The 13,591-nt window shown below is 63.5% G+C and carries 14 protein-coding genes; 8 read left to right on the forward strand and 6 right to left on the reverse strand.

The genetic code is table 11. From position 1 onward, the window contains the following. Positions 1 to 85: 85 nt before the first annotated feature. From DOM32_RS10255 to DOM32_RS10270, 4 genes are all read left to right on the forward strand, one after another. The gene (locus DOM32_RS10255) at positions 86 to 985 is read left to right on the forward strand and encodes a LysR family transcriptional regulator (protein ID WP_110634063.1); all 900 of its coding nucleotides are present in this window, start codon (positions 86 to 88) and stop codon (positions 983 to 985) included. A 59-nt stretch (positions 986 to 1,044) separates the two neighbouring features. Next, the gene (locus DOM32_RS10260) at positions 1,045 to 1,977 is read left to right on the forward strand and encodes a LysR substrate-binding domain-containing protein (protein ID WP_110634066.1); all 933 of its coding nucleotides are present in this window, start codon (positions 1,045 to 1,047) and stop codon (positions 1,975 to 1,977) included. A 133-nt stretch (positions 1,978 to 2,110) separates the two neighbouring features. Beyond that, positions 2,111 to 3,379, forward strand: coding sequence for a metal-dependent hydrolase family protein (locus tag DOM32_RS10265; RefSeq protein ID WP_110634069.1), 1,269 nt, complete (start codon positions 2,111 to 2,113; stop codon positions 3,377 to 3,379). Positions 3,380 to 3,456: 77 nt separating this feature from the next. After that, positions 3,457 to 4,851, forward strand: a complete 1,395-nt coding sequence (locus DOM32_RS10270) for a sodium:solute symporter family protein (RefSeq protein WP_110634072.1) — start codon at positions 3,457 to 3,459, stop codon at positions 4,849 to 4,851. Positions 4,852 to 4,924: 73 nt separating this feature from the next. Here the strand turns inward: DOM32_RS10270 and DOM32_RS10275 are convergent, their stop codons facing one another. The 5 genes from DOM32_RS10275 to DOM32_RS10295 all read right to left on the reverse strand — a co-directional run bounded on the left by DOM32_RS10275 (position 4,925) and on the right by DOM32_RS10295 (position 9,567). Next, a complete protein-coding gene (locus tag DOM32_RS10275; protein WP_110634075.1) occupies positions 4,925 to 5,770 on the reverse strand; it encodes a metal ABC transporter permease in 846 nt (281 codons plus the stop codon). Continuing rightward, positions 5,767 to 6,711, reverse strand: coding sequence for a metal ABC transporter permease (locus DOM32_RS10280; RefSeq protein ID WP_277354954.1), 945 nt, complete (start codon positions 6,709 to 6,711; stop codon positions 5,767 to 5,769). The genes DOM32_RS10275 and DOM32_RS10280 overlap by 4 nt, the downstream gene beginning before the upstream one ends. Next, the gene (locus DOM32_RS10285) at positions 6,711 to 7,646 is read right to left on the reverse strand and encodes a manganese/iron ABC transporter ATP-binding protein (protein ID WP_277354955.1); all 936 of its coding nucleotides are present in this window, start codon (positions 7,644 to 7,646) and stop codon (positions 6,711 to 6,713) included. Before DOM32_RS10285 ends, DOM32_RS10280 begins: the two co-directional genes overlap by 1 nt. Next, entirely contained in the window at positions 7,643 to 8,578 is a 936-nt protein-coding gene (locus DOM32_RS10290; protein ID WP_208625360.1) for a metal ABC transporter substrate-binding protein, read from the reverse strand. The genes DOM32_RS10285 and DOM32_RS10290 overlap by 4 nt, the downstream gene beginning before the upstream one ends. Positions 8,579 to 8,940: 362 nt before the next feature. Then, the gene (locus DOM32_RS10295; protein WP_110634078.1) at positions 8,941 to 9,567 is read right to left on the reverse strand and encodes an HAD family hydrolase; all 627 of its coding nucleotides are present in this window, start codon (positions 9,565 to 9,567) and stop codon (positions 8,941 to 8,943) included. Between the two features lie 193 nt (positions 9,568 to 9,760). On the opposite strand from DOM32_RS10295, the gene DOM32_RS10300 reads away from it, so the two are divergent. Continuing rightward, the gene (locus DOM32_RS10300) at positions 9,761 to 10,003 is read left to right on the forward strand and encodes a FitA-like ribbon-helix-helix domain-containing protein (protein WP_110634302.1); all 243 of its coding nucleotides are present in this window, start codon (positions 9,761 to 9,763) and stop codon (positions 10,001 to 10,003) included. Between the two features lie 464 nt (positions 10,004 to 10,467). Next, entirely contained in the window at positions 10,468 to 11,499 is a 1,032-nt protein-coding gene (locus DOM32_RS10310) for a histone deacetylase family protein (RefSeq protein WP_110634306.1), read from the forward strand. Positions 11,500 to 11,524: 25 nt separating this feature from the next. On the opposite strand, the gene DOM32_RS10315 is transcribed toward DOM32_RS10310, so the two are convergent. Further along, complete coding sequence (locus DOM32_RS10315; protein WP_208625361.1) at positions 11,525 to 12,079, reverse strand: flavin reductase family protein; 555 nt, start codon at positions 12,077 to 12,079, stop codon at positions 11,525 to 11,527. A 212-nt stretch (positions 12,080 to 12,291) separates the two neighbouring features. Between DOM32_RS10315 and DOM32_RS10320 the strand changes: the two genes are divergently transcribed. Both DOM32_RS10320 and DOM32_RS10325 read left to right on the forward strand, forming a co-directional pair. Further along, positions 12,292 to 12,501, forward strand: a complete 210-nt coding sequence (locus tag DOM32_RS10320; RefSeq protein WP_071230877.1) for a hypothetical protein — start codon at positions 12,292 to 12,294, stop codon at positions 12,499 to 12,501. Between the two features lie 182 nt (positions 12,502 to 12,683). Continuing rightward, the gene (locus DOM32_RS10325; protein ID WP_110634085.1) at positions 12,684 to 13,544 is read left to right on the forward strand and encodes a glycine betaine ABC transporter substrate-binding protein; all 861 of its coding nucleotides are present in this window, start codon (positions 12,684 to 12,686) and stop codon (positions 13,542 to 13,544) included. The last annotated feature ends 47 nt before the right edge of the window (positions 13,545 to 13,591 follow it).

Here is a 13,591-nt window from a genome sequence, read left to right on the forward strand (position 1 = left end):
GGATGTCGGACGGTTTTATCGTAGACCTCTCGATGCTGTGCGACTATTCCAGCCAATCGATACAGGTCGTACGGAGAAATGCACAATGAGCGCCGATCTCAGCGATCTTCAGATCGTGCTGGCCGTTGCCAAGGCCAAGGGCTTTCGCGAAGCGGCGCGGCTGACCGGCAGTAGCCCATCACGCTTGAGCGATGCGGTGCGGCGTGCGGAGACCGCACTCGGCATTCGACTGTTCCATCGCACCACCCGGGCGGTGACGCTGACGCGAGCCGGCGAGGCGCTGGTGGCGCGCTTGTCGCCCGCGCTGGCGGAGGTGGAAAGCGCGCTGGATGCGGTCAACGGCTTCAAGGATCGCCCGGCCGGTACGCTGCGGCTCAACGTGCCGGTCAGCGCATCGAGACTGGTGCTGCCCTCGATCCTGCCCGACTTCCTCAAGGCCTACCCGGAGATCCGCGTGGAGATCACCGCCGACAGCGCGGTGACCAATATTCTCGCGGCGGGATACGATGCCGGTATTCGCTACGATGAGCGCCTCGAGCAGGACATGATCGCCGTGCCCATCGGCCCGCGCGAGCAGCGTTTCGCGCTGGTCGCGTCGCCCGACTATCTGGCCCGCTGCGGCACCCCCGAACATCCCCGCGATCTGCTCGACCACGCCTGCATTTACGGCCGTTTCACCAATGGCAACCTGGCGGTCTGGGAGTTCGAAAAAGGCGAAGAGCTGATCCGTATCGAGCCCCATGGGCCATTGGAGGTCAGTATCGGTGGCGGGGTCGATCTCGGCGTCGACGCCGCGCGGCAGGGCGTCGGCCTGATCATGCTGTTCGAGCAGTGGCTCCGGCCCGACCTGGAAAGCGGTGCGTTGATGCCGGTACTCGAACCCTGGTGGCCACGGTTTTCCGGCCCTTATCTCTACTACGCCGATCGCCGGCTGGTACCCGCACCGCTGCGCGCCTTCATCGACTTCATCCGCGATCGCGACTAGCGTTCCCGGCGGCGTGATGACGTATCCTGCTCCTTTCCGCTGTTTCTCCGGAGCCTTTCATGCGCATGTCGCCGCTGCCGCCGCTCAATGCCCTGATCGCTTTCGAAGCGGCCGTGAGACATATGAGCTTCACGCGAGCCGCCGCCGAGCTGAGCCTGTCCCAGAGCGCGGTGAGCCGTCAGATCGTTCACCTCGAGCAGTTCCTCGGGCGAAAGCTGTTCGTCCGCGAGCAGCGACGACTGGCACTGACGCGCGCGGGGGAGACTTACGCGCTGCAGGTACGCTCTATCCTGGACGACTGCGTGAATGCGACTGCCGAGGTAATGAAGAGCACCGGCGAAAACGAGATCACCGTCGCCTGTACCGCCGGGGTGGCGCAGTTCTGGATGGTGCCCAGGTTGGGCCGGTTTCGGCGCCAGTACCCCAATATCAAGCTGCGTCTGATCGTCCGTGATGGGGTAACGTCGCTGTCGTCCTTCGAGTTCGATATCGGGCTGTATTACCTCAAGCAGGCGGCGCTGCCGGGTTTCGAGACCACCTACCTAATCCCCGAGAAAGTGTTCCCTGTCTGTGCGCCCGACTATCTGACAGCGTGCCGCGAGCGTCATGGGCTGGCACCGGGAGCGAAATTGACGCCGGAGCAGTTGAGCGAAGAGACGCTGCTGGTACTCGAGGATGCCCAGAGCCTGTGGATCTCCTGGCGTGACTGGTTCCGCTACCACCAGTTGCCCACGGTCGGTCTGAACAACGCCATCGCCTTCAACCACTACCCGCCGCTGGTGGAGATGGCGGCGCTTGGCGAGGGCGTCGTGCTGGGGTGGCAGCACATCATCGACAGCCAGATCGACGGTGGCCGTCTGGTCCGAGCGACGGATCACTGGGCGAGCCATGGCGGTGGATATTTTTTGATCACCCCGGAAGAGCGTCGCGAAAATGTCGCGACTCGCCGCTTCAAGCGCTGGCTGCTGGAAATGGCCCCGCAGGAGGGTTGAGCGCCCGTCGAAATCGATGCGCTCACCGCATGCTGGCATGCGTTTTTAGCGCTTTTCAGGGGATCGAGGCGCTGGGTAGGCTCAAGCCGTATTCGAGTGACTATCACAACAACGTCTCCCAAGAGCCCGATCCATGACCGAACTCTCTTCCGCACTCTCCTCGCAAGCCGTCCTGTTCCGTAACGCCAACCTGGTCGACGGTTCGTCTCCGCAGCCCCGAGTCGGCGTGCATGTCCTGGTCGAGGACGGCCGCATCGTCCAGGTTTCCGAAACGCCAATAGAAGCGCCCAGCGACGCCCGCGTGATCGACCTCGAAGGGCGTACGCTGATGCCCGGCCTGATCGATTGTCATGTCCACGTCATCGCGACCACGGCCGATCTCGGCGCCAACGCGCTGCTGCCCGATGCGCTGGTCGCCGCCCGCGCCACACCGATCCTGAAGGGCATGTTGATGCGCGGCTTCACCACGGTGCGCGATGTGGGCGGTGCCGATCGCGGCATTCAGCAGGCCGTGGCGGAAGGACACTTCGTCGGTCCGCGGCTGGTGATCTGTGGCAAGGCGCTCTCCCAGACCGGCGGCCACAACGATTACCGCGGCTTCTATGACGAGCGTGACGACCAGTACCAGACCCGCCGCCTCGGTTCGATGGGGCGCATCTGTGACGGCGTCGAATCGGTGCGCCGCGCGGTGCGCCAGGAGATCAAGGCTGGCGCGCAGTTCATCAAGGTGATGGCCAACGGCGGCGTCTCCTCGCCCAGCGATCCGATCGATTTTCTGAGCTTCTCGGTGGACGAGCTCAGGACGATCGTCGAGGAAGCCAGCAACGCCCAGACCTACGTCAGCGCGCACCTGTACACCGACGAGGCGATCCGACGTGCCGTCGAGGCCGGGGTGCGCTCGCTCGAACACTGCAACCTGATCGAGGCGGACACGGCCAGACTCGCGGCCGAACGCGGCGCCATGGCCTGCCCGACGCTGGTGACTTACGAGCGGCTCAAGATCGAGGGGGCCGACTATGGGCTCAAGCCAGAGTCAGTCGCCAAGATCGACGACGTCCGCCTGGCGGGGCTGGAGAGCCTGGTCACCATGCGCGAGGCGGGGCTGGAGATGGCCTACGGCACCGATCTGCTCGGCGAGATGCACCCGCATCAGTCGGAAGAGTTCGTGATTCGCTCCCAGGTACTGCCACCCCACGAGGTGATCCGCAGTGCTACCGCGACGGCGGCCAAACTGCTGCGCATGGAAGGCGAGATCGGGTGCATCGCGCCGGGGGCGCAAGCGGATCTGATCGTGGTCGATGGCAATCCGCTGGAAGACATGAGCCTGCTGACCGGCCAGGGCAAGCACCTGTCGCTGATCATGCAGGGTGGACGCGCGATCAAGGACCAGCTGAGTCAGTAAAGTTCCCCGGGACCGTCAACGCGGTCCCGGCAGCGAATCCGACAACAGATAATAATCACAATCAGGAGGCTGCGATCATGCAGGCATTCTTCGTCATCGCGTATATCGTACTGATGGTCGTCATCGGGCTCTACTTCTCGCGACGCAAGGTCCACGACGATACCGACTTCATCGTGGCGGGGCGTTCGCTCTCCACCCTGGTGCTCACCGCGACGCTGCTGGCCACCTTCGTGGGATCTGGCTCGATCGTCGGCGGCGCCAGCTTCGTGTTCCAGCACGGCCCGGGCGCGGCGATCTTCTTCTTCGCCGGCACGCCGATCGCCGCGCTGGTGGTCTACTTCCTGCTGGCGCGCAAGATGCGCCGCTCGCGGGCGACCACCATTCCCGGTCTGATCGAGGAGCGGTTCGGGCCCACGGCGCGCTCGATCGCCTCGCTGATCATCCTGCTGGCCTACGTCGGCATCGTCTCGTACCAGTTCACCGGAGCGGGGCAGGCGCTCAACCTGGCGTTCGGCCTGCCGGTGTGGCAGGGCGTGGTGATCGCCGCGCTGGTGATGATCGGTCTGGCGACCATGGGCGGCCTGGTCTCGGTGGCTTACACCGACTATCTGAGCGCCGTGATCATTTTCGGCAGCATGCTGATCGCCGCGCCGCTGGTACTGACCCGGTTGGGCGGATTGGACGGCATGATGGATGCGTTGCCGGCGACGCATCACACGCTGCTGGGCGGTCTGTCGCCCTGGCAGGCGCTGGGTTACTTCCTGCCGCTGTTTCTGCTGATTCTGGGCGACCAGAACCTGTTCCAGCGCTTCGCCGCCGCGCGGGATCCGGCCACGGCCAAGAAAGCCGCCATGGGCCTGGTGATCGCCTCGATCGTCTGTACCGGCCTGATTACCCTGTTGGTCTGCGCGACGCGAGTCATGTATCCGGATATCACTCCCTCGACCGCGATGATGACGTTGGCTCGGGAAGGTTTGCCCACGGTCGTCGGCGGACTGCTGCTGGCCTCTCTCGTGGCGCTGCTGCTGACCACCGGCAACAGCTACCTGCTCTCGGCATCCGCCAGTCTGACCCAGGACATCCTCGGCGGGCTGCTGAAAATGCAGATCGCCCCCGGCAAAGCCCTGATGGTCAACCGGCTGACCGTGGTCGGGCTGGGCATTCTGGCCTGGGTCCTGGGCGCCTTCTTCCCCAGCGTGCTGGCCATGCAGATGTACTCCTATGGCATGTACGGTGCCGCGATCACCCCGGTCTTCCTGGCCGCGCTGCTATGGCCGCGTGCGACCCCTGCCGGCGCGCTGGCGGCGATGATCGTTGGTGGCGTGATGACGCTGGTGTGGGAGATCGCGCTGGGCAAGCCGATGGGCTGGAACAGCGTGCTGGTGGCGATGCCGTTGGCGGCGGTGACGTTGATCGGTGTCAGCCTGGCGAGCCGGCCGCGATTGGCGTCAACGGCGGCATCTAGCCAATAGCCCATGCCACACGATTGGATGCAATTTGGAAGTCACGTCTCGAGCCGGCCCGATTGGGCCGGCTCGTGGCGTTTCAAGGCGTCGCGTCCGCTTCTCTTCTCGCCGTACGCCGGTTGGAAACGACGAAGGCAATGCCGAAAACGATCGAGAACAGCAGCACGATGGTCGGGGCCGGCGCGCTGTCGATGAAGAACGAGAGATAGACGCCGAGAAAGGCGATGACTGCGGACAGCATCACCGAGAGCAGCAGCATGGTGGCGAAGCGCCGGGCCAGCAGGAAGGCGATGGCGCCGGGCGCGATCAGTAGCGCGATGGCGAGGATGATCCCGGCGGCTTTCAGGGCGCCGACGATGGTCAGCGAGATCAGGCAGAGCAGGCCGTAGTGCAGTGCCCGGGTTCGCAGGCCCACTGCCCGGGCCTGGGTCGGGTCGAAGGCGTGGAGCAGAAAGTCCTTCCATTTCAGGCCGATGACGCCGACGGTGGCCAGGGCGATCAGCGCCGATTCCAGAATGTCGCGCCAGCCGACCCCGAGGATGTCGCCGAACAGAATGTGGTCGAGATGCACCGTCGTCTGGATCTTGACGTAGAGCACCAGGCCGGCGCCGAACATGCCGGCGTAGACGATGCCCATCACCGTGTCCTGCTTGATCCGGCTGTTCTCCTCGAGGAAGCCGGTCGCGACGGCGCAGAACATGCCGGCGACGAAGGCGCCGATGGCGTAGGGAATGCCGACGAGATAGGCAATCACCACGCCCGGGAAGACGGCGTGGGAGATGGCATCCCCCATCAGCGACCAGCCCTTGAGCACCAGGAAGCAGGAGAGCAGGGCCATCGGTACGGTGACCAGCACGGCGATGATCATGGCGTTGACCATGAAACCGAACTGGAACGGCATCAACAGCGTATCGAGCCAGCTCATGGACGCGGCTCCTCGTCGGGTTCTTGCGATTCTGATAGAGGCGCTGACGATAGCGGTTGGCGTGCTGGCTCACGAGCCAGCGACGCCGCGGCACGACGTCTTGCCGCCAGCATCCCGTGCTTGGGCGCGAACACGAACGCCATGAGGAAGATCGTCGTCTGCAGCACCACGATGATGCCGCCGGTGGCGCCGTCGAGGAAGTAACTGGCGTAGGCGCCGACGAAGCTGGTCAGCGTGCCGATCGCCACCGCGATGATCAGCAGTCGCGGGAAACGATCGCTCAGCAGGTAGGCCGTGGCTCCCGGGGTGATGACCATGCAGATCACCAGAAACGCGCCCACCGTCTGCAGTGCCGCGACGGTCGATGCCGCCAGCAGGGTGAAGAACAGGATCTTGAGCGCGGTGGGATTGAGCCCGATCGAGCGGGCGTGGCTCTCGTCGAAGAACGTCACCATCAGATCCTTCCACTTGGCCAGCAGGATGACCAGCGACACCACGCCGATCGCCACCAGCTGCAGCGTGTCGGCGGGCGTAATCGCCAGGATGTTGCCGAGCACGATGGTCTGGATATTCACCGAGGTCGGCGACAGCGACACCATGAACAGCCCCAGACCGAAGAACGAGCTGAAGATCAGCCCAATGATGACGTCCTCTTTCAGCTTGCTGCGCTGATTGAGAAACAGCATCGCCGCCGAGGCGAGCCCGCCGGCAAGGAAGGCGCCGAGTGAAAACGGCAGCCCCAGCATGTAGGCGCCGGCGACACCGGGCACGATCGAATGCGATAGCGCATCGCCGATCAGCGACCACCCCTTGAGCATCAGGTAGCAGGAGAGAAACGCGCAGACGCCGCCGACCAGCGCCGACACCCACATCGCGTTGCGCATGTAGCCATAGCCGAAGGGCTCCAGCAGCAGGCCGGAAGGCATGAGCAGGGCTTCCATCAGCGGGGGCCTCCCTCGCCGCCTTGGCGTCGCGCGGCGATGCCGTTCTGCAGCACCAGCGGTCGCTCGTCGTCGGTGAACACGCCCACGGCGTGGGGTGACGCGCCGGTCGGCTGGGATTGATCGAGCACGAAATGGCGCAGCACGCCGCCGAAGGCACGTTCCAGGTTACGCTGGGTGAAGATCTCGTCGGTGGGACCGTAGGCGAGTACCGTGCCCTTGATCATCACCGTCCGGTCGCAGAACTCCGGCACCGAGCCGAGGTTGTGGGTCGAGACCAGCATCACGCGGCCCTCGGCGCGCAGCTCGCGCAGCAGCTGAATGATCTGGTCTTCGGTCTGGACGTCGACGCCGGTGAACGGCTCGTCGAGCAGGATCACCCGGCTATCCTGGGCCAGCGCGCGGGCCAGGAAGACGCGCTTCTTCTGGCCGCCGGAGAGCTCGCCGATCTGGCGCTGACGGAACTCGCTCATGTTGACGCGTGCCAGCGCGGTGGCGACCGCCTCGTGGTCGGCGCGTTTGGGGATCCGCAGCATCCCCATGTGGCCGTAGCGCCCCATCATCACCACGTCCTCGACCAGCACCGGGAAGTTCCAGTCCACCTCTTCCGACTGCGGCACGTAGGCGATCAGGTTGCGTTTGAGTGCTTCGCGCGCTGGCAGGCCCAGCACGCGTATCTCGCCCCGGGCCAGACGCACGAAGCCCATGATCGCCTTGAACAGCGTCGATTTGCCGGAACCGTTCACGCCCACCAGCGCGGTGATCGTGCCGGTGGGAATCTCGAAGCTGGTATCGCGCAGCGCGGTATGACCGTTGCGGTAGGTCACGGCGGCATCGACGACGCGGATACCGGCGCCGGCCTTTTCACGATCGACGGATATCTGCTCGGGACCGGCGAATGTCGTCCCGGCCATCGTGCCGGCATGCCTCGTCATGATGAAGCCCCTCGGGTCAGGCCTTTCACGATCGTCTCCGAAGTGACGCGCAGCAGGTCGATATAGGTCGGCACCGGGCCGTTGGGTTCGCTGAGGGAGTCGACGTAGAGCACGCCGCCATAACGGGTGCCGGTCTCGCGGGCGACCTGCTGCGCCGGTTTGTCGGAAACCGTGCTCTCGCTGAAGATCGCCGGAATATCGTTGGCGCGGATCACATCGATGACCTTGCGAACCTGCTGTGGCGTGCCCTGCTGATCGGCGTTGATCGGCCACAGATAGCGCTCGCGCAGGCCGAAATCCCGCGCCAGATAGGAGAACGCGCCTTCGCTCGTCACCAGCCAGCGATCCTGCTCCGGGATCCGCGCCAGCGACTCGCGGATGGGCGCGACGGCGGCTTCGATCTCGTGCTTGTAGCGCTCGGCGTTGTTGCGGTAGATCTCGGCATTGGCGGGGTCGTGCTCGACGAACGCATCGCGGATGTTGTCGACGTAGATCAACGCGCTCGTCGGCGACATCCACGCATGCGGGTTGGGCTTGCCATCGTAGGGGCCCTCGGCGATGCCGATCGGCTCGATGCCATCAGACACGACGACGCTCGGGACATCGCTGAGATTGCGGAAGAAGCGTTCGAACCAGCGCTCCAGATCGAGCCCGTTCCACAGGATCATGTCCGCATCCTGGGCGCGGAGGATGTCGCGCGGCGTCGGCGCGTAATTGTGGATCTCGGCGCCCGGCCGTGTGATCGACTCGACGATGACCGCGTCCCCGGCCACGTTCTGCGCCATGTCCGCGATCACCGTGAAGGTGGTCACGGCCTTGAACTTGTCCTGGCTCACGTCTTTCCCGGTGTCCTGCGCGCTGGCGGACATCGACAGCAAAACCAGCGCGGCGGTCGCCAGGAGCATCCAGCGGCGGTGCATCAGCCTCGGCATATGACTTTCCTCGATCGACAGGGAAACGGCGGCAGAGCCGCGGATTCGATATCGTCCGCTATTGCGTTGCTTCGATAGCGAACCGTTAGCACGATTGCTTTTTATACCTTGGTTAAACAGTATTCCCTTGGTTTCGATGTATAGCACTGGTTGATTCGGCTGTGAAGTCGAGCAACGGCGACAAACGCAAAGGACAGACGCAAAAAGAAGAACGAGGCGAGACAAGAAGTGGGGCGGGGAAAGTCATCAAGCCGGCACAGCGCCGGTAAAAGAAAGAGCCGGTAAAGGGGGGGCAATAAAGAAAGAGCCGGTAAAACATAGAAGCGCGCGCTGGGTAACGCACGCCCCGCAAGAATCGAAGTTCAGAGCTGTGCCAGCAGCTGCCGGCAATCCTGATGATGCCAATCGGCGAGTGCCGGCCAGCGGTTCTCCGCCACGTTGACCAGAATCGTGCAGGTACCGGCGGCCCGACCACATTCAAGATCCAGCCGGCTGTCGCCCACCATCACGACCTGCGAGGGCGCCACTTGCCAGCGGCGGATGAAATGATCGAGCCCGCCGGCGTGCGGCTTGGGCGGCGCCTCGTCGCGACCGAGCACCTCGTCGGCGGCAAAACAGTCGCCCAGGCCGATCGCTTCCAGCGTGATGTGCGCCAGCTCCTTGGCGTTGCGGGTCAGAATGCCGAGGCGGCAGCCGCGCTCGCAGAGCGCCTGAACCAGTTCGACCGCGCCGGTCGCGGCGGTGGAACGCATGGCGAGTGCGCGTTCGTGCTCGAGCAGCCAGGCGTGCTTGGCGTCGTACTCGGCGGCGGGCAGCGTCTCCAGGTGATACAGAATATCGGCGCCATCCGGGATCTCCAGCTTGCGCCGGATCGCCGGGAAGTCATGCACGCCGACGGTCAGCGTGCCATCCATGTCGAAGACCCAGTGGGTCAGGCGAGCAAGGTTGACGCTGGGGGAATTTGCATCCGTGGCGTTCGATAGCGTCATGGCAGCCTCTTCTGATGAGGGATCGATCGTGCCCATCTTCGCATGCCGAAGCCGGTCTGCGTCGAATGTGTTCGAATACTGGGGGTTCTCATGTTCCGTATTCGCGCCGACGCTCACGTTCCCGGCAAGCCGTGGCCCGAGCTATATGTGGTAGCAGCGAGTGCTATCATTGATATCATCCATGGGAGGTCTCATGGCATCGATCACTATCCGTAACCTGGACGAGCAATTGAAGGCTCAGCTCCGCATGCAGGCGGCCAGCCATGGTCATTCCATGGAAGAAGAGGCGCGTATCATTCGGCGTGGTGCCCTGAGTCGGGCGCCACAGGAAGGCCTGGGAAGCCGTATACGGAGGCGGTTTGGCGAAGCGAAGGGCGTCGAACTGGAATTGCCGAACCGGTCCGACAGACCGCGCGACCCAGGACTCGACACATGATCCTGCTGGATACCAACGTGCTCTCCGAGCTGATGCGGCCCGCGCCGGACTTGCGGGTCGTCGAGTGGCTGGATCGCTAGAATGCGGACGCGGTGACGATCTGCTCGATCACCGTCGCGGAAATCCTCTACGGTATCGAACGGTTGCCCGAGGGCAGGCGCAAGCGTGATTTCTCGGCAATGGCGGCGGCCATGTTCGAGGAAGATTTCGCCGGCCGTATTCTTCCGTTCGATAGCGGGCCGCGGCTTACGAGCGGCCATTGCGATAGCGCATGGGCGCTGGTGCGATTCGGTTGCCTGAAGTCACCGCACTCAGGGCTTCTCTCTCCCGAAACATCTCCACTATCCGCTGCTGGGCGATGCCGATGGCGCGACTGGACGAAGATCGATTACCGGCGAGCCTGGTGGATCGCCACGCGGGTTATTGAGTTCGAGATGGATGGCGGAACAACAAGGACAACATCGATGAAGACATTCTTTCACGACGATCAACTGTTGCACCAACCGCAGATCTATTTCTCGCGCGGCAAGATGCGCAAGCCCCAGGAAGTGCGCGACCGCGCCGAACATTTGCTGGCGGCGGCCAGGCGGCTCGGCTTCGAGACTCAGGCACCCAAGGACCACGGAGTCGCGCCGCTGCGGGCGGTGCATTCGCTGCCGTATCTGCGCTTTCTCGAGAGCGCCTATCGGCGCTGGCACGATGTCAGCGAGAACGGGGGCGAAGATTGGGGCGAGGAGGTGATCTCCAGCATCTTCGTGCGTTCGCCCAACGCGCTGCGCGGAATCCTCGCCGAGGCCGCGCGCTATCTGGCGGATGGCAGCGCGCCGGTGGGCAAGCACACCTGGCAGGCCGCCTACTGGGCGGCACAGAGCGCGGTGGCCGGGGCCGAAACGCTGCTGGCGGGCGACCGCTTCGCCTATACGCTGTCGCGCCCGCCGGGGCACCACGCCGGCATCGACTCCGCCGGGGGCTTTTGCTTTCTCAACAACGCCGCCATTGCCGCGCAGCATCTGACCTCACGCTATCCGCGCGTCGTCGTGCTGGACACCGACATGCATCACGGTCAGGGCGTGCAGGAGATCTTCTACGAGCGCGATGACGTCATGTACATCTCGATCCATGGCGACACCACCAACTTCTACCCGGCGGTCACCGGCTTCGAGAACGAGCGCGGGCGCGGCGCGGGGCTGGGTTACAACCTCAATTTGCCGATGCCCCACGGCTCCCCGGAAGCGGTGTTCTTCGACCGCCTCGAAGAAGCCTGCCAGGCCATCCGCCTGTTCGAACCGGACGCGCTGGTACTGGCGCTGGGCTTCGATATCCACGAGAAGGACCCCCAGGCCAGGGTGTCGGTCTCCACGCCGGGCTTCGGCCAGCTTGGGTGCGAGATCTCCGGTCTCGGGTTACCAACGCTGATCGTGCAGGAGGGCGGCTACTACCTGGAAGGGCTCGAAGCCAACGCAGTGAGCTTCTTCGAGGGGTTGTTGGAGCGCTGACAGATTGGTTTCGTAAGATAGCCGCCTAGAGATTCTGCGCCCGGAAATCCCTCGATCGGTCGATCTCGTCGCCGGCGACCATGAAGCGGCCGTGGCCACGGTAGTGGAGCGTCCGGGGGAGTTCGATAGAGGTGTCGACGTGGGCCTTGACGATTTCCCAGATGAACAGCTCATGGCGGTCAATCTGGCTGTCGTCGACCAGCCGGCATTCGAAGCTGGCGTAACATTCTTCCACCAGCGGCGCGGAGACGATCTCGCCTGACACCGGCGTCAGCCCGAAGGCGTCGAACTTGTCGAGTTCGTCGCCATCGCTGTTGCCCACGCCTACCACGGCATCGACGAGTTCCAGCGTCGGCACGTTGATCGTGCATTCTCGGCTTTCCCGCACCAGCCGGTGGCTATGGTTGCCGGCGCTGATCAGGCAGCCGAAGTGGGCCGGCGAGAAGCCGAGCATCATGTGCCAGCCCATCACCATCAGATTGCGTTCGCCCTGCCACTGAGAACCGACCAGTACGATCGGCCCGGTTTCCAGGTGGCAGCGGCATTGATCCAGCGGGAAGTCGGTTCTGTTTGGTCTCAAGAGTGGTGCCTTTTTGCCGATACGGTGGTTCCAGCATAGATCACCGGCGTCGATGTTCACCGGCATCTGTGATTACAGAAATCCGTGATCACTGACATCGATGACTCGTATATCGGCTATCGATGCCTTCAATTTTTAGTCACATTCGTGTGGTTCTATCCTAGCTGCCATCCCCCCGGACGACAGGCACCCCCGACTCAAGGAGAAGCAGCGTGAAGATTTCAGGGCGCATCAAGGCGTTGATCGTTATGGCAGTGGTTGTCTACGTGCTCGCGCACGTGGTGCGTGCCATGCTGATGACGCTGGTCCGCTCGAATGCGCTGCTTCATCCTTCGCGCCCATCGCCGAGAGTGTCGCGACCCACGTCCCGGCACGGCGAGCGTGATGATGTCGAAACGCTGAAGCAGTGCACGCGCTGCTGACGCACGCGATCTCGACACATCGGTATCCGCGAACCCGGCCGCTCAGGCCGGGTTCGTTTTTTTGTGTCATTAGTGGTGAGGTTTGACATCGCACGGCCACCATGTCGGCTATCATGAAAGCCAGCCGTAGCACTGCGTTCCGCCTACGGTGACGACGCCCCGACGCCAATGACAGGATTTCCATGCAACCCATCAAGACCGCCCTGATCGGCGCTGTCTTCTGTAGTGCGGCCGCCCAGGTCGCCGCGGCGGATAGCATCACCATAGGAACCAACAACTGGGCCGAGAACATCGCCGTCTCGCATCTGTGGCAGCTGCTGCTCGAAGAGCAAGGTATCGACGCCACGTTGAAAGAGGTATCCAAGCCGCTACTGTTCGGCGGGCTGGCGGAAGGCGACATCGACGTCTCCCTGGAATTCTGGCTGCCGAGCGACAACTCCTATTTGACCCCTTACAAGGACCGGATCGAGCTGCACGGCACCTGGTACGACGATGCGTTGGACGCGTTGGTGGTGCCGGCCTACATCGACGATATCGATACGGTGGCCGATCTCAAGGCGCATGCCGAAGCGTTCGAATATCAGGGGCAGCCGACGATCTTCGGGATCGAGCCGGGGTCGGCGATCTACGAGGAAACCGAGACGGCGATCGAGCAGTATTCGTTGCCTTTTCGTCAGTTGAGCAGTAGCGAAACGGCAATGTTGGCCCAGCTCGAGGAAGCTTACCGCCGCAAGGAGCCGATCGCGCTGACGCTCTGGCAGCCGCATTGGGTCTTTGCGAAATACGACCTCAAGATTCTGGACGATCCCAAGGGCGCACTGGTTTCTGGCCAGCAGGTCAAATGGCTCGCCGAAAAAGGCTTCGATGAATCGCATCCGGGCGTCGCCGCGATGCTGGATGCCTGGCACATGACGCCGGAGCAGCTTTCCACGCTGATGTTGGAGATCGAAAAAAACGGCGATCCTGACCAAGGCGCTGCGCAATGGATCGACGACAATCGAGAGCTGGTCGACGGTTGGCTGGCGGCGGACGACGACGGTTGAGCGTCAGCTCACCTTCTTTCCACCCCATATTTCCACCATACCACGCT

The sequence above is a fragment of the Salinicola salarius genome, from assembly GCF_003206135.1.
Classification (GTDB): domain Bacteria; phylum Pseudomonadota; class Gammaproteobacteria; order Pseudomonadales; family Halomonadaceae; genus Salinicola; species Salinicola salarius.